General features: G+C 72.5%; 24 protein-coding genes. 13 read left to right on the plus strand and 11 right to left on the minus strand.

Annotation, left to right across the window (positions count from 1 at the left end):
* Positions 1 to 26: 26 nt before the first annotated feature.
* On the plus strand, positions 27 to 944 hold the full coding sequence (locus ABFX54_RS04350; RefSeq protein WP_346101578.1) for a CPBP family intramembrane glutamic endopeptidase: 918 nt from the start codon (positions 27 to 29) through the stop codon (positions 942 to 944).
* A gap of 57 nt (positions 945 to 1,001) precedes the next feature.
* On the opposite strand, the gene ABFX54_RS04355 is transcribed toward ABFX54_RS04350, so the two are convergent.
* A complete protein-coding gene (locus tag ABFX54_RS04355; protein WP_346101579.1) occupies positions 1,002 to 1,706 on the minus strand; it encodes a DUF4097 family beta strand repeat-containing protein in 705 nt (234 codons plus the stop codon).
* A 184-nt stretch (positions 1,707 to 1,890) separates the two neighbouring features.
* On the opposite strand from ABFX54_RS04355, the gene ABFX54_RS04360 reads away from it, so the two are divergent.
* On the plus strand, positions 1,891 to 3,057 hold the full coding sequence (locus ABFX54_RS04360) for an acyl-CoA dehydrogenase family protein (RefSeq protein ID WP_346101580.1): 1,167 nt from the start codon (positions 1,891 to 1,893) through the stop codon (positions 3,055 to 3,057).
* A 64-nt stretch (positions 3,058 to 3,121) separates the two neighbouring features.
* On the opposite strand, the gene ABFX54_RS04365 is transcribed toward ABFX54_RS04360, so the two are convergent.
* Complete coding sequence (locus ABFX54_RS04365) at positions 3,122 to 3,946, minus strand: patatin-like phospholipase family protein (RefSeq protein ID WP_346101581.1); 825 nt, start codon at positions 3,944 to 3,946, stop codon at positions 3,122 to 3,124.
* Between the two features lie 93 nt (positions 3,947 to 4,039).
* A complete protein-coding gene (locus ABFX54_RS04370; protein WP_346101582.1) occupies positions 4,040 to 6,232 on the minus strand; it encodes a polysaccharide lyase 8 family protein in 2,193 nt (730 codons plus the stop codon).
* On the opposite strand from ABFX54_RS04370, the gene ABFX54_RS04375 reads away from it, so the two are divergent.
* Entirely contained in the window at positions 6,220 to 6,996 is a 777-nt protein-coding gene (locus tag ABFX54_RS04375; RefSeq protein WP_346101583.1) for an MFS transporter, read from the plus strand. The two genes, ABFX54_RS04370 and ABFX54_RS04375, sit on opposite strands and share 13 nt — an antisense overlap.
* 18 nt (positions 6,997 to 7,014) lie before the next feature.
* Here ABFX54_RS04375 and ABFX54_RS04380 read toward each other — a convergent pair whose 3' ends face one another.
* Positions 7,015 to 7,575 (minus strand): ATP-binding protein, encoded by a 561-nt coding sequence (locus ABFX54_RS04380; RefSeq protein WP_346101584.1) that lies wholly within the window; start codon positions 7,573 to 7,575, stop codon positions 7,015 to 7,017.
* Positions 7,576 to 7,677: 102 nt separating this feature from the next.
* Between ABFX54_RS04380 and ABFX54_RS04385 the strand changes: the two genes are divergently transcribed.
* Positions 7,678 to 7,836, plus strand: coding sequence for a hypothetical protein (locus ABFX54_RS04385; RefSeq protein ID WP_346101585.1), 159 nt, complete (start codon positions 7,678 to 7,680; stop codon positions 7,834 to 7,836).
* 108 nt (positions 7,837 to 7,944) lie between these two features.
* Here ABFX54_RS04385 and ABFX54_RS04390 read toward each other — a convergent pair whose 3' ends face one another.
* A complete protein-coding gene (locus tag ABFX54_RS04390; protein WP_346101586.1) occupies positions 7,945 to 10,251 on the minus strand; it encodes a xanthine dehydrogenase family protein molybdopterin-binding subunit in 2,307 nt (768 codons plus the stop codon).
* 74 nt (positions 10,252 to 10,325) lie between these two features.
* Between ABFX54_RS04390 and ABFX54_RS04395 the strand changes: the two genes are divergently transcribed.
* Positions 10,326 to 10,799: an MSMEG_6728 family protein gene (locus tag ABFX54_RS04395; RefSeq protein ID WP_346101587.1), complete on the plus strand. Its 474-nt coding sequence runs from the start codon at positions 10,326 to 10,328 to the stop codon at positions 10,797 to 10,799.
* Between the two features lie 11 nt (positions 10,800 to 10,810).
* Here ABFX54_RS04395 and ABFX54_RS04400 read toward each other — a convergent pair whose 3' ends face one another.
* Positions 10,811 to 11,206 (minus strand): hypothetical protein, encoded by a 396-nt coding sequence (locus ABFX54_RS04400; RefSeq protein WP_346101588.1) that lies wholly within the window; start codon positions 11,204 to 11,206, stop codon positions 10,811 to 10,813.
* Entirely contained in the window at positions 11,203 to 12,369 is a 1,167-nt protein-coding gene (locus ABFX54_RS04405) for a carboxymuconolactone decarboxylase family protein (protein WP_346101589.1), read from the minus strand. The genes ABFX54_RS04400 and ABFX54_RS04405 overlap by 4 nt, the downstream gene beginning before the upstream one ends.
* 121 nt (positions 12,370 to 12,490) lie before the next feature.
* On the opposite strand from ABFX54_RS04405, the gene ABFX54_RS04410 reads away from it, so the two are divergent.
* From ABFX54_RS04410 to ABFX54_RS04435, 6 genes are all read left to right on the plus strand, one after another.
* Entirely contained in the window at positions 12,491 to 13,693 is a 1,203-nt protein-coding gene (locus ABFX54_RS04410) for a sensor histidine kinase (RefSeq protein WP_346101590.1), read from the plus strand.
* Positions 13,690 to 14,352, plus strand: a complete 663-nt coding sequence (locus ABFX54_RS04415) for a response regulator (protein WP_346101591.1) — start codon at positions 13,690 to 13,692, stop codon at positions 14,350 to 14,352. Before ABFX54_RS04410 ends, ABFX54_RS04415 begins: the two co-directional genes overlap by 4 nt.
* Before the next feature lie 43 nt (positions 14,353 to 14,395).
* Positions 14,396 to 14,995: a sulfite oxidase-like oxidoreductase gene (locus tag ABFX54_RS04420; RefSeq protein WP_346101592.1), complete on the plus strand. Its 600-nt coding sequence runs from the start codon at positions 14,396 to 14,398 to the stop codon at positions 14,993 to 14,995.
* A gap of 1 nt (position 14,996) precedes the next feature.
* Positions 14,997 to 15,722: a ferredoxin reductase gene (locus ABFX54_RS04425; RefSeq protein WP_346101593.1), complete on the plus strand. Its 726-nt coding sequence runs from the start codon at positions 14,997 to 14,999 to the stop codon at positions 15,720 to 15,722.
* A 2-nt stretch (positions 15,723 to 15,724) separates the two neighbouring features.
* Positions 15,725 to 15,991 (plus strand): DUF6510 family protein, encoded by a 267-nt coding sequence (locus ABFX54_RS04430; protein ID WP_346101594.1) that lies wholly within the window; start codon positions 15,725 to 15,727, stop codon positions 15,989 to 15,991.
* 116 nt (positions 15,992 to 16,107) lie between these two features.
* Entirely contained in the window at positions 16,108 to 17,511 is a 1,404-nt protein-coding gene (locus tag ABFX54_RS04435; RefSeq protein ID WP_346101595.1) for an LCP family protein, read from the plus strand.
* A gap of 15 nt (positions 17,512 to 17,526) precedes the next feature.
* Here the strand turns inward: ABFX54_RS04435 and ABFX54_RS04440 are convergent, their stop codons facing one another.
* Both ABFX54_RS04440 and ABFX54_RS04445 read right to left on the minus strand, forming a co-directional pair.
* Entirely contained in the window at positions 17,527 to 18,117 is a 591-nt protein-coding gene (locus ABFX54_RS04440; RefSeq protein WP_346101596.1) for an NADPH-dependent F420 reductase, read from the minus strand.
* A gap of 133 nt (positions 18,118 to 18,250) precedes the next feature.
* Positions 18,251 to 18,847, minus strand: coding sequence for a TetR/AcrR family transcriptional regulator (locus ABFX54_RS04445; protein ID WP_346101597.1), 597 nt, complete (start codon positions 18,845 to 18,847; stop codon positions 18,251 to 18,253).
* 67 nt (positions 18,848 to 18,914) lie between these two features.
* On the opposite strand from ABFX54_RS04445, the gene ABFX54_RS04450 reads away from it, so the two are divergent.
* A complete protein-coding gene (locus ABFX54_RS04450; RefSeq protein WP_346101598.1) occupies positions 18,915 to 20,195 on the plus strand; it encodes a cytochrome P450 in 1,281 nt (426 codons plus the stop codon).
* Here the strand turns inward: ABFX54_RS04450 and ABFX54_RS04455 are convergent.
* Positions 20,158 to 20,328 (minus strand): DUF3073 domain-containing protein, encoded by a 171-nt coding sequence (locus ABFX54_RS04455; RefSeq protein ID WP_346101599.1) that lies wholly within the window; start codon positions 20,326 to 20,328, stop codon positions 20,158 to 20,160. The genes ABFX54_RS04450 and ABFX54_RS04455 overlap by 38 nt on opposite strands.
* Positions 20,329 to 20,414: 86 nt before the next feature.
* Here ABFX54_RS04455 and ABFX54_RS04460 point away from each other — a divergent pair, with 86 nt between their 5' ends.
* A complete protein-coding gene (locus ABFX54_RS04460; protein ID WP_106243058.1) occupies positions 20,415 to 20,747 on the plus strand; it encodes an ArsR/SmtB family transcription factor in 333 nt (110 codons plus the stop codon).
* On the opposite strand, the gene ABFX54_RS04465 is transcribed toward ABFX54_RS04460, so the two are convergent.
* Positions 20,740 to 21,297, minus strand: a complete 558-nt coding sequence (locus ABFX54_RS04465) for a hypothetical protein (protein ID WP_346101600.1) — start codon at positions 21,295 to 21,297, stop codon at positions 20,740 to 20,742. The genes ABFX54_RS04460 and ABFX54_RS04465 overlap by 8 nt on opposite strands.
* Positions 21,298 to 21,342: the final 45 nt, after the last annotated feature.

The raw sequence follows: 21,342 nt of genomic DNA on the forward strand, positions 1-21,342 counted from the left end.
CAAGCGCTCCCCAAGGAGAGAGAGAAATGACAGTCGACAGCCGGCCGGAGGCCGAGCAGCATCCGGGGCAGGCCGGACTCGGGGGTTTCATCCGCCGGCGTCCGCTGGTCAGCTTCTTCGTCCTGGCCAACCTGCTGAGCTGGGTCGCCTGGGTGCCGTACGTCCTGTCCACGAACGGCCTCGGCGTGCTGAACTTCGGCTTCCCCGAGTTCCTCGGCACCTCGCAACTGCTCGGCGTGCTCCCCGGCGCCTACCTCGGCCCCATCTTCTCCGCCTACCTGGTGACCAGGGTCACGGAGGGCAAGGAGGGCGTGCGCCGGTGGATCGGGCGGATGACCCAGTGGCGGGTCGGCTGGGTCTGGTACCTGGTGACCGCGCTCGGCGTCCCCGCCGCCATCGTCGTCACCGGTCTCGCGCTCTCCGACGAGAAGATCAGCATGCCGTCCGTCGCCGTGCTGGTGGCGTACGTGCCTGGCCTGCTGCTCCAGATGGTCACCACAGGTCTGGCGGAGGAGCCGGGCTGGCGTGACTTCGCCCTGGCCCGCATGCAGCGCAAGTTCGGCCCGCTGGGCGCCACCGTCATCCTCGGCCCGCTGTGGGGCGTCTGGCACCTGCCGCTGTTCCTGAGCGAGTGGGGCGGATGGCCGGACGTCACCTGGCTGCGGATCGCCGAGTTCGTCGCCTTCGCCTGCGTCTTCAGCGTGGTCGTCACCTGGGTGTTCAACCGGACCGGCCAGAGCCTCCCCCTGATCATGCTGCTGCACGTCAGCGTCAACAACTTCATGTCGATCGCCTACTCGGAGGTGTTCCCGACGCTCGCCACGCCCGAGCAGGCGTCCCGCGTCACCCTGCTGGCCGGCACCGCGGCGGCGATCCTGGTGCTCGCCGCGACCCGTGGCCGCCTCGGCTACCGCCCGCCCGCGGAGCCGGCGCGTCAGAACTGAACGCGAGCGGGTGCGGGACCGAGATCGGTCCCGCACCCGCCACGCTCGTCCGGACGGTCAGGGAGAGACGACTTCCAGGTCACCCGAGTCGCTGGTCAGCTCGATCAGGCGGGGCGCCGAGTCGTCGACGGAGGCTCTGATGTTCTTGCCGCCCGAGTCGGTCGTGGCGACCACCTTGTACGGCCCCTCCGGCACGTGGACCGAGATCCGGGCCGAGTCCGTGGCGGTGGTGACCTTGTCGGGCGCACCGGTGAACTTGAGCCCGACCGCGCCGGAATCGGTCTTCGCGGCGACCTGCCTGGCGGACAGTCCTCCGGCCTCGATCGCCCCCGAGTCGGATCGGGCGTCCAGCTCGCCGGACAGGCCGGTCAGCGTCAGGGCGCCGGAGTCGGAGGTGACCTTGACCCGCAGCCCCTTGGGCACCTCGACCTTGTAGCTCACGTCGCAGGACGTGCCCGCGGCCCCCCACCCCCATGTGGAGGGGCAGTCGAAGCTCAGGGCGAGCGTGTCACCCCGCACCTGGTGGCTGGTCTCCGGCTTGTTCTTGCGCCAGCTCAGCACCTCGGTCACGTGGATGCCCTGCCGCTGCGACTCCACCACCTCGATCGAGCCGGAGTCGGTCTCCACCTGGAGAGCCGCCACCTTGTCGGCGACGTCGTACGCGACGGTGTCCCGCTCCGCCGGACCGCCGATCCCGCACCCCGTCAGCGCCACCGCCACGCCCAGCAGACCCGCGATCGTGGCCACACGCTTCATCCTCATGTCCCCCGATTCTGCGGCATCGCGGGCGGCGCGGGCGTCGGGGAGGTCCCTGAGAACGTCCCTGACCCGCCCCTGGGGGCACCGGGTCCGCATCGAACCCCCGCCCAGCACTGGACAACCCGGCGTTTACGTGATCTGACGGAAGAGGTAAAAGCACCGACGATCGCGAACAGGAGTACCGGAAATGAGTGACACACCACGACTGAACACCGCCGGTACCGCGCTGCTGGAGCGGGCCCGCGACCTGCGCGCGCTGATCGACCGGGAGGCCGGGCGGGCGGAGGCCCAGGGCAGGCTCACCGACCCCGTCGTGGACGCCCTGCACGAGGCCGGGATGTTCGGCATGTGGGTGCCGGCCCCGCTGGGCGGCGCCGAGCTCTCGCCCAGGGAACTGCTGGACGTGCTCGCGGAGCTCTCCTACGCCGACCCCTCGACCGGCTGGGTGGTCATGGCGGCCAGCCTGGCGAACGGCACGGGCGGCGCGTACCTGGGCGACGACGCCGTCGAACGGATGTACGCGGGCCCGCGGATGCCGCTCATCGCGGGCCAGGGCACCCGGCCGGGCGTCGCCGTCCGGGAGGACGGAGGCTTCCGCCTCAGCGGGCAGTGGGGCTTCGCCTCCGGCATGCTGCACGCCCAGTACTCCCACAGCCTGGGCGTCATCGAGGGCACCGACGAGGGACGGATCTTCATCACCCCCATCGACGAGGTCAAGCAGCTCGGCAACTGGGACGTCCTCGGCCTGCGCGCCACGGGCAGCATCGACTACGCCATCGACGGCGTCTTCGTACCGGAGGCGCGCAGCCACGTCTTCGACCTGAACGAGCCCCTGCGCGGCGGCGCGATCTACCGGCTCGGGCTGCTCGACCAGGCGCTGATCTGCCACTCCTCCTGGGCGCTCGGCGTCGGACGGAGGCTGCTCGACGAGCTGGCCAGGCACGTGGGGACCCGCGCGGGGCGGCCGGGCCAGATCGCGAGCAGTGACGCCTTCCACACCGACTTCGCCCGCGCGGAGGCGCGGTTCCGGGCGGCGAAGGCGCTGGTGCACGAGACGTGGGACGACGCCGAGCGCACGCTGGCCGCGGGCGGGCGGCTCGACGTGCGGCAGGAGACGATGGTGCGGCTCGCGCTCAACCACTTGACCTGGACGCTGGCCGAGGTGGCCGACTTCGTCTACGCCTCGGGCGGCACCTCGGCGCTGCGCGACGGGCTGATCCAGCGGCTGTTCAGGGACGTGCACGCGGGCACCCAGCACATCACCTCGGGCCCGCAGTCGCTGCGCGAGTGCGGGCGCGAGCTGGCAGGGCTGGCCCCGGGCGAGACGTGGCACCTCTTCGCCCTGCAAGCGTGACAGTGCCTGACGTCAGCGCCTGGGGTCAGCGCCTGAGGTCAGCGCCTGGGGTCAGCGCCTGAGGTCAGCGCCAGATCTCCGCGACGCGAGTCGCGGCGGCGCGGCCCTGGGCGTAGCCGGCTTCGGCGCTCGGCGTGCGGGACGACGGGTCCAGCGCGTCGGCGCCGAACGCGGCCAGCGCGGCCTCGTCCGGCTCGATCACCTCGACCGTGCCCGAGAGCCGCCCCCACGACGGCTCCTCCGGCTCGGGCATGGGAGCGAGCACCACGACGCGATCGAACCCGGCCGCCAGGTCGGCGTTGACCATCGTGCGGATGCCGCCGTCCATGTACCGGGCCCCGTCGATGGTGACGCACGGCCACACGCCGGGAACGGCGCAGCTTGCCGCCACCGCGTCCACCAGCTCGACCCCGGAGCCCGGGTCGAACAGCCGCGGCTCGCCGGTGACGGCGTCCACGGCCACGATCACCAGGTCCCGTTCGGGCCATTTGTGCACGGGCAGCCGCGCCTCGATCACCTCGCGCCGCGCGGACTCGGGGACCGTGGCGGCGGCCAGAGCCATCGCGCCGATCGCACGCCGCTGCTCCACGGCGTCGAGCGAGCTCTCGGAGATGCGCTCGAACGTGGCCCACAGCTCCTCCATCGGCACGCCGGCCCGGAGCTCGGCGTTCTGCAGACCGGGGTCGGTCTGGCGGGCGAGCAGCTCGGTCAGCGTCAGGCCGCTGGTGACCTGGGCGGCCACCGTGGAGCCGGCCGAGGTGCCGATGATCCGGTCGGCGTCCGTGACGTCGGCCCCGCCGTCCGCGAGCCCGGCCAGCACGCCGGTCTCCCACGCGATCCCGGCGAGTCCCCCGCCGCCCAGCACCAGTGCCCGCCTGATCCCACTCATCGGTCCTCCACACGTAACCGCTCGTCCGGGGCATCTACTCGCTCAGCGCAACACCGGCCACCCGCGATGCCATACCGCGCCGGGACCCGTCCCTCATGCGAGGCGCACGCGAACCGTCACGGAGGCGCCTTCCAGGTCGGCCAGGCGCCCGAACCTGAGCCCGCCCCCGGCCGCGACCGCGTCCCCTTCCAGCACGGCGGCGACCGGCCGGGGCAGCGTGACGGACAGTTCGCCCAGGTCGCGGCGGGGATCGGCGACGGTCACGATGGCGCTTGCGCCGGGTCGCTCGCGCAGCAGCACCGCGCACGGGGCCGAGACGGTCAGGCCGCCGGCGGTGCCCGCGTTCCAGAAGCAGGCCGCCGTCAGCCCCAGCGCTGGCACCTGCACGGCCTGCACCCGCGCGGTGTTGGCCGGCACGCGCACCCGTCCGGGGTCGGCGGCGCGTAATCGGGTCTCCCGCAGCGTCGCGCCGGGCAGCAGCGTGTAGGCGTAGCCGGCGTCGCGCGGATCGACGCCGTGATCCAGCCAGAGCGTCGTGTAGTCCCTGCTCACTCCCCCGCCCGCGCGGCGGTCCCGCAGCGTGCGCAGGACCTGCGGGCCCGGCACGAGGTAACCGCCGTGGCCCTCGACGTGCGCCCATCCCTCCCCCGTGGTGAGCGCGGCACTCGTCCTGCGGTTGTCCACGATCGTCTCGACGGCCACTCCGTCGCCGGCCGTGATGCCCGCGCCCAGGCAGACGACGGCGTCGTCGAGGAAGAACCACGACTTGAACGCCTCCATCGTGCTCTCCAGCCCGCTGAGGTGCTGGCCGACGGCCGCGTACGTGCCGTCGCTCGCCCCGCCCACCCACCGCCACGGCGTACGGGTGTCACCCCACCCCGCTCCGGCCCCGTCGGGCAGCCGCCGGGTGGAGACGGTCGTGCCCGGCAGCCGGTAGGGGTCCACGGTCGGCCAGAACGCGTCGGAGTACTGGTCGCCCGAGCCCTCGGCCCACCAGTAGAGCATCCCCGAACCGGTGTGCCAGCCGCGCGGGTTCTCGCCGTTGCCGTGCTCGTAGTGGCCGATCCGGTGCGAGGCCATGCTGAGCGCCGCGCACCAGCCCGGCGCCCTGTGCACGGCTCTGGCGCTCATGGGCAGCAGCCGGTGCCCGAGCGGCTCGGGCGCCGCGGGCACGGCGTCGTCGTCCATGATCGCCGTCAGGCGGGCGTGCAGCGCGGGGTCGGCGTGCCGCAGCATCGGCCGGTAGGTGCCGCGTACCGCCCAGCCCTTCACCATCGCCTGCCAGCGCGCCCGCACCTCGGCAGGCGCGCTCTCCCCCAGCGACAGGACCGCGGCAGCGATGGCCCGCCCGCTCTCGTGGTCGCCGAACGCCCTCCTGCCGACCGACCGACCGCGGACGAGGTCCATGCAGGCGCCGTCGCGGACGAAGGGGGCGAACGACCGCTCGACCGTGCCGAACACGTTCGTGTCGGTGAGCTCCCAGGGTGATCCGCGCAGCACCGCGTACAGCGCGGCCAGCCCCGACAGCAGCGTCACCCCGTAAGCGCCCTGGTAGGGCACGTAGGAGTGCTGGATGTAGGACCCGTCGCGGTAGAACCCGTCGCCGTCGGAGACCGTCCGGAACACCGGCGCCAGCGCGGCCACGGCCGCCCGCGCCCGCTCGTGGTCGTCGTCGAGCATGGCCCGCAGCAGCGTCACCAGGCACAGGTCCACCCGGTTGGCGGCGGTGCTGGTGCCGCTGTAGGAGGCGAGCCGGCTCAGCGGCACGAAGTGGTCGACCGCGTCCCGCAGCTCGGCGCTCGCCTGCCCCGTCAGCCCCGTCGACACGGCCGCGTCGAGCAGCGCCTTCGGCACGCCGATCTGCCAGTGCCACCAGTTGCCTGCGGGCTCGGCGCCGGCCGCGTAGACATGCCGGACATAGTGACTCATGCCCTCGGCGACCGCCCTGGCCAGTTCAGGGCGCTCGTCCAGCGCGTACGCCAGCGCCATGACCCGCAGCCGCCGCGGCGTGGCCGTGAACGAGGGGAACCGCTCGTCCGGCCAGAGCCAGGACGGCCCCGGCGCCATCGTGTCGCGGTAGCGGGCGGCGGCCCGCGCCAGTTCGCGGTACGGCCGCGCCCCGGGATCGCCCGGCGGCCCCGTCACCACCTCCCGCCAGCGGCGGGGCAGCAGCGTGAACGTGACGTCCGGCGTGTGCGCGGCCCGCGCGGGCGTCAGCGCCCCCAGCGTCCCCGCCGCGCCCACGCCGCCGAGCCGGAGGAACGATCGCCTGGATGGCAGCGGCACGCCTCGATTATCACGCGCCGCGCAGGCCGGTGAACCAGTCGAGGATCCGCGGCAGAGCGCGGAACGGCGAGGTCATGTGGTGGCTCGACTGGGCCGGCATGGCCACGTTCACGCTGGCGGCCGGCGGGCTCACGTACGGGCTGGGCGGGCTCACGTACGGGCTGATCGAGGGCGGCGAGCACGGCTGGACGGCGGCGCGGACGCTGGTGCCGCTCGGCGCGGCGGCGGCCGCGTTCGCCTGCCTGGCCTTCACCTCGCTCTGGCTGCAGCAGGACCTGCGGCTCGGCCCCGTGATGGCGGGGCTGGCGCTGTCGCCGATGGCTCTCGCCTCGCTGGTGACCTCCGTGGCCGCCTCCCGGCTGCTGCCGGCGCTGACGCCGCGCGCCGCGCTCGGCGGCGGGCTGCTGCTGATCGGCGCGGGCTCGTTCCTCCAGGGCCTGCTCGGCGCGGAGTCGGGCTGGCCGGCGCTGACGCCTGGCCTGATGACCGTGGGCGTCGGCGTCTGGCTGGCCGTGCCCCCGCTCAGCGCCGCCGCCATGGCCCACGCCCCGGCCGGACGCGCCGGCATGGCGGCCGGCACGGTGAACACGGTCAGGCAGCTCGGGTACGCGCTCGGCATCGCGGTGCTCGGCATCGTGTACCAGGGCGGCGGGCCGGCGTACGCCATGCTCGACGACGTCTACCGGGGCAGCGCGCTCACGGGTGTGCTGGCGGGCCTGCTGGTCCTGGTCACCGTCACGGGGGCGGCCACGCGCCGCGCTTGAGCCGGGCCCGCGCGGCCCTCAGACCCCGGCCCTGATCGGCACGACGTTGCCCGCCGTGCCCTGGCGGGGGAGCGCGAACCAGGTGGCCTTGCCGACGAGGTCGGGGCGGGTGACGTAACGCTGGGGGTGGCAGCCGTAGAAGCCGTCGGAGAGCCTGGCGATGATGCGCAGGCCGCGTCCGTGCTCGGCCGCGAGGTCGTGGGGGGCCTGGGCGGGCAGCAGCGGGCTGCTGTCCACGACCACGCACATGATCTCTCTGGCGTCCACGTGCAGCCCGAGTTCGTACGGTTCGGCGCCGTACATGAGGGCATTAGTGATCAATTCGCTCACCATGAGAACGGCGTCGTCCATGACCTCGGAAGAAAGGGAGAGTTGCGACAATTCCGTGCGAATGACAGCTCGTGCCCGCCCCACTGTCCTGACGTCGTCGTGCAGCGGCCACGCGTACTGCATCCGGCTCCGCCGAGTCGATCGCAGCCTGGTCATGGCATCTGTCTCCTGTGCCGATGGGCAACGGATGCGCGTTTCGCTTAACAAGAGGACCTGCCCGGGGGTTGTCGTACATCGCCGTCGAAACATGTACGTACGGGAAGCCGTTTTGGGTCGATTCTTCGGCGAGAAATCGCCATTGTTTTGCCGGTCGCTCGAAACGGCGGCGCCGGGCCGGGTACTGACTCCCGCATGAGCAGTCCTGACGAGCACAAGTCCAAGATCGACGGCAAACGCGAACACCACCGCCCCGCCGAGCCCGTGCCCGCCGGCCGCAAGGCCCTGGAGCAGGCGCTGTCGGAGTCGGGCATGGCCATCGAAGATCTCATCGGCCCTGGCGGCCCGGCATGACCCAGCACGACACGAGCCCTGAAGCGAGGTCGCCGCGCGACACGAGCCTCGCGGACGGAGAGCCGCACGGCACGAGCCCCGCGGCGAGGTCGCCGCGGCCCGGCGGTGTCAGGCTCGCAGCAGGGACCACACGACGGCCGGCGTCAGGGGGACGTCGGTGACCCGGTCGGCGATCTCCGAGAGCGCGGCGGCCACCGCGTTGGCGATGGCGGCCGGCGGCCCGATCGTGCCGGCCTCCCCGACGCCCTTCATCCCGCCAGGGGTGAGCGGCGACGGCGTCTCCAGCAGCACGACCTCGATGCCGGGCACCTCCCGCGTGGTCGGCGGCAGGTATTCGGCGATCGGCTGCCCGTCGTCGGTGTAGCCGATCTCCTCGGTCAGCGCCTGGCCGATGCCCTGGGCCACGCCGCCCGTGAGTTGCCCCTCCACCACGGTGGGGTTGACCAGCACACCGGCGTCGTTCACCACCCAGTAACGCTCCACCTCGACCGCGCCGGTCTCGGGATCGACGGCCACGGCCGCCGCGTGGGCCCCGTACGCGAACGTGTAGCCCTCCGGGTCGTAGCTGACCCGTTCCTCAAGGCCGGGCGCGAACCCCTCGGGCAAGTCCCAGCCGCGCCAGGCCGAGGTGGCCAGCTCGCGCAGCGTCAGCGACGCCCGCGGATCGCCCTGCACCCGTACCGCCCCGTCGGCGATCTCCAGGTCGCCGGCGTCGGCTTCCAGCCGGTGCGCGGCCAGAGCCAGCAGCCTGGCCCGCAACCGGCCGGCGGCCCGCGCGAGCGCGCCGCCGCCGACCACCAGCGTGCGGCTGGCGATGGCCCCGATCGACGAGTACGGCGTCGTCGCCGTGTCCCCCAGCACCACCCGCACCCGCTCGATGGGCACCCCCACCCGGTCGGCCGCGATCTGGGCCAGCGCCGTCTCGATCCCCTGCCCCATGGAGACCACCCCGGACGACACCACCACGGACCCGTCCTGCTCCATCCGCAGGATCGCCGTCTCGTAGCCGCCCGCCGCCGCGTTGATGGCCTTCATGTCCATCGACGGCCCCATGCCGGTGCTCTCCACGTGGCAGGAGTAGCCCACGCCGCGCCGGCGCCCGTCGTCCTTCCCCGCGTTCCTCTCGATGGACTTCTCGGCCGGACGGACGAGGTCGCGCAGCGTGCGCAGGGCGTGCGGGTAGTCGCCGGAGTCGTACGTCTGGAAGACGCGTGTCGTGTACGGCAACTCCTCCGGCCGCAGCATGTTGCGCAGCCGCAGCTCGACCGGGTCCAGGCCGAGCCTGCGGGCCGCCTCGTCGATCAGCCGCTCCCTGGTCAGAGCGGCTTCCGGCTGGCCGAAACCGCGGTAGGAGCCGGTCGGCGTGGTCGTGGTAACGACACCGCGCACCCGTACGGCGAAGCGGTCGAACCGGTACGGCCCCGGCAGCAGCGTGGCGGTGACCGCGAACGTCGAGCCGCCCACGTTCGACGGATGGGCGCCGAGGTCGCCGAGCACGTCCACGTCCATGGCCACGAAGCGCCCGTCGCCGTCGAGCGCGAGCCGTCCCCTGTGCACGCCCTGCCGGGCGGGCAGCGTGGCGAACAGCCGGTCGCCCGGCGGCTCCGACCAGCTCACCGGCCGGCCCAGCCGCATCGCGGCCAGGCAGGCGAGCGCCTCGTCCGGGTAGACGTGCTCCTTGCCACCGAACCCGCCGCCGGTGTCGCGGCTGATGACGCGGACCCGGTCGTGGGACAGCCCGAGCGCGTCGGCCAGGTGTTCGCGGGCGTGGTGCGGGGCCTGGGAGGACAGGTGGACGGTCAGCTCGCCGTCGGCGAAGGCGGCCACCACGCCGCGCGGCTCCAGCGGGTAGGGCGAGACCCGGCCCATCCTGAAGGTCATCTCGACGACGTGCTCGGCCCCCTCGACGGCGTCGGCGCAGTCGTCGTCGCCCATGGTGAAGTCGAAGAGCACGTTGCCACCGAGCTCGGGATGGAGCGTCGGCGCGTCGGCGGACAGCGCCCGCTCGGCGCCGACCACGGCCGGCAGCTCGTCGAGGTCGAGGTCGAGGAGGTCGCCGGCGTCCCTGGCGGCCTCCGGGGTCTCGGCGACGACGACGGCGAGCGGCTGGCCCACGTATCTGACGGCGTCGTCCAGCACCGGGTAGGACGTCATCGGCTGGCCCGGCATGACGGTCACGCAGGGCAGGCGGAGCCCGGCGGCGTCGGCGGGGAGTATGACGTCGAGCACGCCCTCGACGGCCCGCGCCGCCTTGACGTCGCAGCCGAGCAGCCGCCCGTGGGCGACGGGGCTGCGCACGACGTGCGCGTACGCCATGCCCGGCAGGCGTACGGACGCGACGTATCTGCTCTTTCCTGTCAGCAGTCTGGCGTCTTCTCTGCGTGGCGTCCGCGCGCCGACATACCCGTTGCCCATGGGTCCGATTCTGAGCGCTGCCCGGGCGGCGGTCTATACGATCCGCGAGAAAGAGCACGTCAGCGGGGGTAACGATGCAGACTTTCCTGCCATTTCCGGATTTCGCCGCCTCGGCTGCGGTGCTCGACCCGCTGCGGCTGGGCAAACAGCGCGTCGAGACGTTGCAGATCCTGCGCGCCCTCACCGTCCCCGGGTACGGCTGGCGGCACCACCCCGTCGTGAAGATGTGGGCCGGCTACGAGGAGGCGCTCGTACGCTACGGGCTGGAGATGTGCCGCCACTGGTGCTCGCTCGGCCGCGCCGACACCTGCGCGAACACCATGACGACCGAGCTCGCCCTGCTGCGCGGCACGCCCGTGGTCCGCGCGCAGGCCGAGCTGGCGGCGGCCGGGGAGCTGCCGCCCTGGCTCGGCGACGAGAAGCTGCACCTCAGCCACCGCTCGGCGCTCCTGCGCAAGGACCCCGGCTTCTACCGGCCGGTCTTCGGCGACGACGACCCCGACGACCTGGACTACGTCTGGCCCCGCTCCGACCGCCTGCCCGCCTGACCGTTCCCCGCCTATTCGCGGGCCATCACCCGGATGAGCTGGGCGACACCGCCGCCGAACAGCGCCACCCCGAGCGGCAGGTGCAGGACCGTCATGTGCGCCAGCCCCAGGAGCGCCGCCGCGACCGTGAGCACCAGCAGCGCCGCGGCCGGCCCGACGAACCTGGCGGACCCGCCGCCGGGCCGCCAGACCAGGATCGCGGCGACCAGATGAACGAGCCCGATGATGCCCAGGGCGATGCCCGAGTTCTCGTGCAGCGCCCGTCCGCCGGGCGAGGAGAGCAGCATGCCCGCCGTCACCGCCTGGAACAGCAGCGCGACGACGTGCAGGACGACCACCGCCTTGAGCGCCTGCACCGGCCAGGGGGCGGTGGCGGGCGGGGTGGCGAGGGTGTGGTGCGCGGTCATGATCGCTCTCCTTGAATGGTTTCTGCCTGTACGCCGCCCACCCCGCTCCGAACGGCCCTCTCACCCGCGCCCCCGCCACCGGCGTCCCCGGCGCCAGGGCGTCCGGCGGCTGTGATGCGGGCCTCCACGTGCGCGGTGGCCAGGATCGCGCCGAACGCGCACAGCCGTACCAGGTCCTCGTCCGTACGGGCGCCGCCGCGCCAGGCGGCCACGTCGGCGTCCGTCACCCGGTACGGCGCCAACGCCGTGAGCAGGACCAGCCGCGCCCCCGCGCGGTCATCGGCGGGCAGGCCGGCCAGCGGCTCGTCCAGCCAGGCGGTGCCCATCGGCGGATGCGCGCCGTCCCAGCCCGCGACCGCACGGGTCACGGCCGCCCGCGCCGGACCGCCGAGCAGGTCGCCACCGGCTTCCGCGACGGCCTTGAGCGTGGCGTACGCGGTCCCGGCAGGAGCCCCGTCCGCCCAACCGGGCTCGGCACGGGCGGGCAGCCCGGCGATCAGCGACAGCCCCGCCCCTGGAGCCGCCGCCCTGCGCACCGGGCCCGCCATCGCCCGCCCGCCCACACTCCTGACCAGGCGGAACCTCTGCAGATTGCCCGGCATGAGGTTCTCGGTGAGCAGCGCGGAGGCGATCCGGTTGATGAAGTGGAAGCTCAGCGCGGTCCCGACGTACTCGGGCGCGAGCGCGTTCGGATAGGGCCGCGCCGTCCCGGGCGACCTGGCCCAGGCCAGCAGCGCGGCGTGCCCGGGATCCGCGGGCACCTCGCCACGGGCGATGCTCTCGCCCAGCCGGTGGTCACCGGTGGCGTGCAGCAGCGTCGTGTGCGCGGCCACGCAGAACGTGCACTGGTTGGCCAGCGAGACGCCCAGCGCCACGACCTCCTTGCCGGTCCTGGGCGCCGCCCCGGCCAGCAGCGACTCGCGCAACGTGACCCAGGTCGCGGCCAGCACCTCCTCGGCGGGCGACAGGGTCAGGAACACCGCCATGCGCGCCATGCCGAAGTCCTCGGCGAGCTGGGCGTACACCTGCGCCGTCCGGCCGGTGGCGAGCCTGGCCGGTATGGGGGTGACGTAACGGAAGGAGCCGGCCATCATCGGCTTCCGCGCCGGATCGTGTCCATGGCCGAATCGTCCCGCGCCGGCCCGCCACCGGTCATCGCCCATGGGGAGACTTCCGCGGCTACCGCCGGCGGCCGGGAACCGGCACGCATACTTCGCCGGTAGTAGCGCGGAACCACTTCCCCGCGCCGATGAGCCCGCCCGGAACTCGTTCTACTCTGCAGGGATGAGCTCTGTGCACGCGTGGCGGCCGGTCGCCATGGACGGCGCGCTGGCCGTCGTGGTGGCCGTCCTGCAGTCGGTCACCGTGCTGGCCAACCCCGGCGCGGGCGCCCTCGACCTCGTCGCCGTGCTGGCCGCCTCGGCCGCCCTCGTCGCCTGGCGGCGGGCGCCCCTGGTTCCGCTGCTGGTCAGCACGCTCGGCATGCTCGTCTACGCGGCGCACGTGCAGCCGGGCCCGCCCGCCGCCTTCCCGGTGATGGTGGCGGTCTTCGGCGCGGTACGCGCGGGGCACCGGGTGCTGCCCGCGCTGGCCGGCACGCTCTTCCTGGGCGTCACGCTGGCGGCGAACCTGACCGGCGCGGCGTCCGGGCAGGACCCCCAGACGATCGTCCAGGGGACGGTGCTGCTGCTGGGCTGGTTCCTGGCCGCCGGGGTGGGGGGCACGGTGACCCGGCACCGGCAGGCGTACCTGGAGCAGGCCGAGCAGCGCGCCGCCGAGGCCGAGCGGACCCGCGAGGAGGTGGCGCGGCGGCGCGCGAGCGAGGAGCGGCTGCGCATCGCCAGGGAACTGCACGACACGCTCACCCACAGCATCTCCGTGATCAAGGTGCAGGCCGGGGTGGCGGTGCACCTGGCGCGCAAGCGCGGCGACGAGGTGCCCGCGGCGCTGCTCGCCATCCAGGAGGCCAGCGGCGACGCCATGCGCGAACTGCGCGCCACGCTGGAGGTGCTGCGCGACGATGACGCACGGGAGCGAGACCCGCACGACAGCCCGGACAGGGGCCCGCGTGAGGACGCGGAGTCGGTCAGACCTGAGCCGAGCGGGCTCGACCGGCTCGACGACCTGGTGGACCGGGCCCGCTCGACCGGCCTGCCCGCGACGGTGACCGTCTCGGGCGAGCGCAGACGGCTGCCCGTGGAGGTCGATCGGGCCGCGTACCGGATCGTCCAGGAGGCGCTCACCAACGTCTCCAGGCACGCGGGCGGCGCCGCCGCCTCGGTGCGCATCGACTACGGAGGGACGGAGCTGGTCGTGCAGGTGGAGGACGACGGAGCGGCCAGGAACGACGCGCCGCCCGTGCCGGGCGTGGGCCTGGTCGGCATGCGCGAGCGCGTCACTGCGCTCGGCGGCCGGCTGCGGGCCGAGCCCCGCGCCGAGGGCGGCTTCACCGTACGTGCGGAGCTGCCGCTGGGGGACCCGTCGTGATCCGTGTGCTCCTCGCGGACGACCAGGCGCTCATCCGGGGCGGTTTCCGCGCCCTGCTGGAGGCCGAGAACGACATCGAGGTGGTGGCCGAGGCCGCGAACGGCGAGCAGGCCGTCGCGCTCGCCCTCGCGCACCTGCCCGACGTGGCGCTCGTGGACGTGCAGATGCCGGTGATGGACGGCATCGAGGCGACCCGGCGCATCGCCGGCGACGAGCGGCTGAGCGGCGTGCACGTGGTGATCCTGACCAACTACGGCCTCGACGAGTACGTCTTCGACGCGCTCAGGGCGGGCGCGGGCGGCTTCCTGGTCAAGGACACCGAGCCGGTGGACCTGCTGCAGGGCGTCAGGGTGGCGGCCAGGGGCGACGCCCTGCTGTCGCCCTCGATCACCCGCCGCCTGATCGGCGAGTTCGTCGCCCGCCGCCCCGAGCCGGACCACCGGGGCCTGGACGTGCTGACCAACCGCGAGCGCGAGGTGACCGCCCTGGTGGCCCGCGGCCTGTCCAACGACGAGATCGCGGCGCACATGGTGATCAGCCCGACCACCGCCAAGACCCACGTCAGCCGGGCCATGACGAAGCTGCACGCCCGCGACCGGGCCCAGCTCGTGGTCTTCGCGTACGAGTCGGGACTGGTCGTTCCCCGGGCGGGTCGCTGAGCCCTTTGGCACGCCTCGTGGTGGAATGGGCTCAGGAGGCGACGTGGGCATCATTTCGCGCGGTTTTCAGGGCAGGCGCAGAGACGCGGGCGACCGGCTGCCACCCGGTCAATACCTGGTGGACGACTTCCCCGTGCTGTCGGCGGGGCCGACGCCACGGGTGCCGCTCGACCGGTGGGAGTTCGCCATCGACACCGAGGCGGGCGAGACCCACCGGTGGTCGTGGGAGGAGTTCCTGGCGCTGCCGCAGCAGACGCCCACGGCCGACATCCACTGCGTCACCAAATGGACGAAGCTCGACACCACCTGGCAGGGCGTCTCCCTGGACGTGCTCATGGAGGACGTGGAGAGCGCCGCCGAGTACGCGCTGATCTACTCCTACGGCGGCTACACCACGAACCTGCCGCTGGAGGACCTGCTCGACGGCCAGGCGTGGATCGTGCACCGCTTCGACGGCGAGGAGCTGGAGCCCCGCCACGGCGGCCCCGCCCGGCTGATCGTGCCGCACCTGTACTTCTGGAAGTCGGCCAAGTGGGTCCGCGGCATCCGTCTGCTGAACGAGGACTATCCGGGCTTCTGGGAGACGGCCGGCTACAACAACTACGGCGACCCGTGGCGCGAGCAGCGTTACGAGGGCGACTAGGGTGCGCCGCCTGGTCTGGCGGCCGGCCGAGCTGATCTCCGTCGTCGCCGAGACCGCGAGCGCGCGCACGCTGCGCTTCCGGGTGGCCGGCTGGCCGGGCCACCTGGCGGGCCAGCACGTGGACGTACGGCTGACCGCCGACGACGGCTACACGGCGCAGCGCAGCTACTCGGTGGCCAATCCGGCGGACGGCGACCTGGTCGAGCTGACCGTGGAGAACGTGCCCGACGGCGAGGTCTCCCCCTACCTGACCGAGGTGATGGAGCCCGGCGACCGGCTGGAGCTGCGCGGACCCGTGGGCGGCTGGTTCGTCTGGCGGCCGGAGAACACGGCGCCGGTGCTGCTGGTCGGCGGCGGTTCCGGCATCGTGCCGCTGATGGCGATGATCAGGGCCCGGCGGCTGGCGGGCGGCGGGGTGCCGTTCCGGCTGCTGTACTCGCTGCGCGACCCCGGCCGCCGCTACTACGCCGAGGAGCTGCGCCGCCCCGACCCCGGGGTCGACGTCACCTACCTCTACACCCGTTCGGCGCCGGAGGGGGTGTCCCGCCCGGCCCGCCGCCTCATGCTGGAGGACCTGGCCGAGGGCGGCTGGCCGGCCTCGTTCGAGGCCGACTGCTACGTGTGCGGGCCGACGGGCTTCGTGGAGGCGGCGGCCGACCTGCTGCTGGCGCTCGGGCACGCCCCCGAACGCATCAGAACCGAACGTTTCGGTCCCACCGGAGGCTGACGATGACCGCAGAACACCTGGACGGCAACGCCCTCGCGGGCCCGCTGGGCGAGATCTTCGCCGTGGACGTGACCTCCGCGACGGGCCGCTGCGCCCACTGCGGCCTGGCGGGCCCCGTCGCATCGCTGCTCGTCTACGGCCCGGAGCCCGGCTTCGTGGCCCGCTGCCCAGGCTGCGAGGAGGTCGTGCTGAGGGTGGTCCGCGGCCCCGGTGCGGCCTGGCTCGACCTGCGCGGCACGGTGTCCCTGCGGGTCAACCTGCCCGACTGAGGCCACGCGGGCACGCCCGACTGAGTACACTCAGGCACGTTCAACGGCCGAGATCTGTACGGCGTGGCTCTTGGCCAGGGGCGGCGGCCCTCGGCCCCGTCTCTGTGGGGAGTGACGTGAGCAGCGGGCTTGTCGACGCGCCTCCGTCCGGGCCGGACGCGCCGCCACGGCGGCGCCGCCCGTGGCTGCGCTGGGTGATCGCGGTCACGGTGACCGTGGTCCTCCTGATCGCCGGCGCCGCCGTCGGCGTCTACGCGCGGCTGACCGGAAACCTCAAGCAGCAGGACGTCACCGCCGACGACCTCGGCGCCACCCGTCCGCCCAAGGTGGCCGGCACGGCGATGAACATCCTGGTCGTCGGCTCCGACCAGCGCGACGGCAAGAACGCCAAGTACGGCAGGGTCGCGGGCGAGCGCACCGACACGATCATGCTGATGCACGTGTCGTCCAGGCGCGACAACGCGATGGTGATCAGCTTCCCGCGCGACTCGGTCGTCCAGTTGCCCGCCTGCCGCTCCACCCGCGGCCTGCCCGGCCAGCAGGCCCACGTCGGCATGATCAACGAGTCGTTCAACTCGGGCGGCATCGCCTGCACCTGGAAGACGATCGAGTCGCTCACCCACATCCGCATCGACCACTTCGTGAAGGTCGACTTCACCGGTTTCAAGGGCATCGTGAACGCGGTCGGCGGCGTCGAGGTCTGCCTGCCCGAGCCGGTCAACGACAAGAAGGCGCTGCTCCACCTGCCGGCCGGGCGGCAGACGCTCAACGGCGAGCAGGCGCTCGGCTACGTGCGCGCCCGCTACTCCCTCGGCGACGGCTCCGACATCGGGCGCATCCAGCGGCAGCAGATGTTCATCGCCTCGATGGTGAAGAAGGCGATGAGCGGCGAGACACTCACCGACCCGGCCAAGCTGCTGGCCCTGCTCGACGCCGGGACCAAGGCCATCACCACCGACAGCGGCCTGACCACCGGCGTGATGAAGGACCTCGCGACCAGCCTCCAAGGCCTCGACATCAGCAAGATCCGCTTCATCACCACCCCGTGGCACTACTCCCTCACCCAGCCGGGCCGGGTGGAGTGGGAGCGGACGCAGTCCCACCGGCTGTTCCAGATCGTGGCGAAGGACCAGAGCGTGGACGGCGTCAAGGGCGGCCAGACGAAGGTGGGCCGCTCGAAGATCCAGATCGAGCTGCGCAACGGCACCTGGCGCACCGGCCTGGCCACCGAGGCCGCGGCCTACCTGGAGCAGCGCGGCTACCACATCGCCAAGATCGGTGACACCGAGCGCAAGCCGCAGCCGAAGACCACGATCGTCTACAGCCCCAACGGCGAGACCCGGGTCCCCACGCTCACCAAGGACCTGCAGCGCGCCGCCCTGCGCCAGGTGCCCGGCGCGGTCACCAGCCGGCTGATCCTGGTGCTCGGGGACGACTGGAAGGGCCTCAAGCCGCTGCGCACGGACGACACCGAGGCCATCAAGGGCTTCGACGCCACCCACGACACCTGCGCCACCTGAGGTCCGACCACCGGATCAGCGGGCTTCTGACAGGCCGCCCGCGTCGATGGCGGTGAAGCCGGCGTCCTCGATGAGCGGCACCACGGCCTTCTTGGCCTCGTCGTCGTCCCCCCAGTAGGGCATGTCGGCCCGCGCCCCGCCCCGCTGCCCCGCGAGTCCGAGGTCCAGCAGCTCGTTCGGGTACTTGGTGTTGAACGTGCGCACCACGCGTACGCCCGCCCCCAGCACGTGCTGCTGGTACTGCGGGCTGGTCAGCCCGCAGGGGACGGCCACCATCACGGCCGCGCCGTCGCGCTCGCCGATCGGGTTGCTCGGATCGATGACGATCTTGCCCGCGAGCGCGGCGCCGAGTTCCGCCACCACCGTGGGGAACGCCTCCCAGCCGACCGCCAGGACGAGGACCTCGCCGAACGCCGCGGCCTCGACCGGCGGCCCGCTCCTGGCCCGGCCGTCGGCGCTCCCGGCGGGCACCCTGACCGCGGCACCGGCGGCGGCTTCGGCAAGAGCGAGGTCGGCGTCACTGAAGAGCACGTCGTGGCCCGCCGCGGCGAGCAGGCGGCCGAGCCGCGAGCCCAGCCTTCCGGACCCCACGATTCCTACGCGCATGTCTCGATCTCCTCGTCCTCCGTGGGTGTGCCCATCCCCACGGATGACATTCCTCCCGACCGACACCTTTTGCCGCCCGATAGCCCTTAGCCGACGGCCTTCAGGCCGGCCGTCAGCCCTCGAACGACAGCCGTCAGGCGACGAAGGCTCCCAGCGCGGCCAGGACGTCCAGGACCTGCCGGGCGTCCGGCGTGGCCTCGGGGTCGAGCAGCCACTGCAACATCAGGCCGTCGGAGATCGCGATCACGACCGACACCAGCGCCGCCGGCTCGACCGGCAGCTCCGTCTCCAGGCGCTCGGCGGCCCTGTGCAGCATGTCGGTCCCGGCGAGCCTGGCCCTGGCGTAGGCGTCGGCCAGCTTCGCCCGCAGCACGGGCTCGCGCACCGCCGCGGGGAAGCTCTCGACACAGAGCACGAGCTGCGGCCGCATCTCCCCGAACACGTCCACCAGCTGCTCCAGCGCGCGCTGGAGCAGCTCTCTGGGCGTGCCCAGCTCGCTCCCGAACAACGATCGCTCGACGCGCGCCGTCCACTGCTCGAAGAACTCCGCGATGGCCTCGTTGAGCAGCGCCTCCTTGCCGCCGAAGTGGTAGCCGATGGAGGCCAGGTTGGTGCCGGACGCGGCGACCAGGTCTCGTGCGGTCGTGCGGGCATAGCCCTTGTCCTGGAGGCAGCTCACCGCTCCAGCCAGCAGTCGTTCGCGGTATCCACCGGCCTCTGTGCTCGCCACGCGATCCATGCTACAGATATAAACAAGCGTCTATGACAGACGTACGTATACGACAAGGAGAGCGACGATGATCCCTCCAGGGCCGAGAGTGCCGTCGATCGTCCAGACCGCACGGTTCGCGACGGACACGGAGCGCATGTTCGAGAGCTACCACCGCAGGTACGGGCCGATCTTCACGCTCCGCTACGCCGGCTTCCCGCCGGAGGTCTACGTGACCACCGCCGAGCTGGCCGCGGAGGTCTACCGGACCGACCAGGGCGGCGGGCAGGCCGGCGCGGCCCGTAAGGACTTCCTTGAGCACCTGGTGGGCGCGCACTCGGTGCTGACGCTGGACGGCGAGCCGTGGTGGCGGCACCGCAAGACGCTGAACCCGCCGCTACGCGCCAAGCAGGTCGCCGGGTACCACGACGACATCGCCGCCATCGCGGCCGAGAAGATCGCGACGTGGCCGCTGGACCGGCCGTTCGCGCTGCGAAAGCGCATGCAGGACATCACGCTGGAGATCATCATCCGGCTGATCTTCGGCATCAGGGACGCCGGGCGCACCGGCCGGCTACGGGAGCTGCTGCCCGGCCTGCTCGCGACGGGCGGCTCCATGCAGGTGGCGCTGCTGCCGGAGCGGCTGCGCCCGATGGCCGCGCGGGTGCCGTTCCTGCCCTACGCGCGGTTCCTGCGGCTGCGCGCCGAGGTGGACACGATCCTGTTCGGCGAGATCCGCCGGCGCCGGGAAACCCCTGGGGGCACGGACGTGCTCGGGCGGCTGCTGGAGACCGAGCTGGACGACCAGGAGATCCGCGACGAGCTGATCACCATGCTCATCGCCGGCCACGAGACCACCGCGACCGGCCTGGCCTGGGCCTTCGAACGGTTCCTGCGCATGCCCGAGGTGCTGGAGCGGCTGCCGGACGACGAGCCCTATCTCGACGCGGCGGTCAAGGAGGTGCTGCGGGTCAGGCCGGTGGTCTACGAGGCGCCGAGACTGCTCGACGCGCCGCTGCGGCTGGGCGGGTACGAGATCCCCGCCGGATGGTACGCCGGACCGTACATCCCGCTCGTGCACCGTGACCCCGCCGCCTTCTCCGAGCCAGAACGATTCCGTCCTGAGCGATTCCTGGAGGAGCACCAGAGCAGAGCCTGGATGCCCTTCGGCGGCGGGCGGCGCTTCTGCGTAGGAGCGCAACTGGCGCTCCTGGAGATGCGCGTCATCATCCGCGAGGTGCTGCACCGCCTGGAGCTCACGGCGCCCGATCAGGCGCCGGAGGCCAGGCGGCTGCAGAATGTCACCCTGGCACCCGCGAAGCAGACCCGCGTCACCGCCCGCGCTCGGACTCCTGCTCGGACGGCGTAGGCGGGTAGTGATCCTCGCGTCGCGTGTCCGCGCCCAACTCCTCGCGGAGCCGGTCGTAGTCGATGTTGTGGTTGGTGTACTTCAGCTGGCGAGCGACCTTCGTCTGCTTCGCCTTGGCTCTTCCTCGGCCCATGGCAACTCCCTAGTCCCCGCTGTCATGCTATCCGACAACATAGCGACTTGAAGAATTATGCAACTGAACTGGATTACGCTAACCATATGCACGTGGAGGTCTACCAGGCCAAGGCCGACTTCTTCCGAACGCTCGGCCACCCCGCTCGCATCCGAGTGTTGGAGCTACTCCAGGAAGGGCCGCTCCCCGTCAGGGACCTGCTGGCCCAGATCGACATCGAGGCTTCGAGTCTGTCCCAGCAGCTCGCCGTCCTGCGACGGGCGGGCATCGTCAGCGCGATCCGCGAGGGCAGCACCGTGGTCTACACCCTGGCCACACCCGAGCTGGCCGATCTGCTCGGCGCCGCCCGGCGCATACTGACCGAGATGCTGGCCGACCAGGGGGAGCTGCTCGCGGAGCTGCGCGCCGAGGTCACCTAGCGAGCGCCCGCCGCCTCAGGTGCCCGGGGTACCACGCGGTGAAGGCGGCGGGTGCGGCGAACGAGAGCACCTTGATGGTGATCACCAGCGTGGTCGCGTGGAGCGAGACGGACAGGACGAGCGTCAGAGCGAGCGCGGCGACGGTGAAGGCGGCTGCCCAGACGCCGCTGATGATCACGTTGGCCCGGTGGAAGGCGGGGGTGCGCCACAGCTTCTCCGGCGTCGTGGCGCGGGCGATGCCCAGCGTGAACGGCCTGCGGATGGCCAGCGAGCCCCAGGCCGTGCCGGCCAGCCAGACGTCGACGAGCGCGGGCCCGTACGGCGTGAGCGGCGAGCCGGGATCGAGCAGGGACAGCGCGGTGATCAGGGCGAAGAACACCACCGCGCTGGTCTCGATCACCATCATGTCCCACGACCTGCCCGTCCTGCGGTCCACGGCCACGAGCACCAGGGCGAGGACGAGGCCCGTGATCGCGCCCCAGCGCCACTCGTCGCCGGTCGCGACGAAGCCGTAGACGATCCAGGGCAGAAAACCGAGCAGGCCGCGCATCAGGCATCCTCCGACATTCCTAGACAGACATGTCGAAGGTAGAAC

The organism is Nonomuraea maheshkhaliensis (assembly GCF_039529435.1).
Lineage (GTDB): Bacteria > Actinomycetota > Actinomycetes > Streptosporangiales > Streptosporangiaceae > Nonomuraea > Nonomuraea maheshkhaliensis.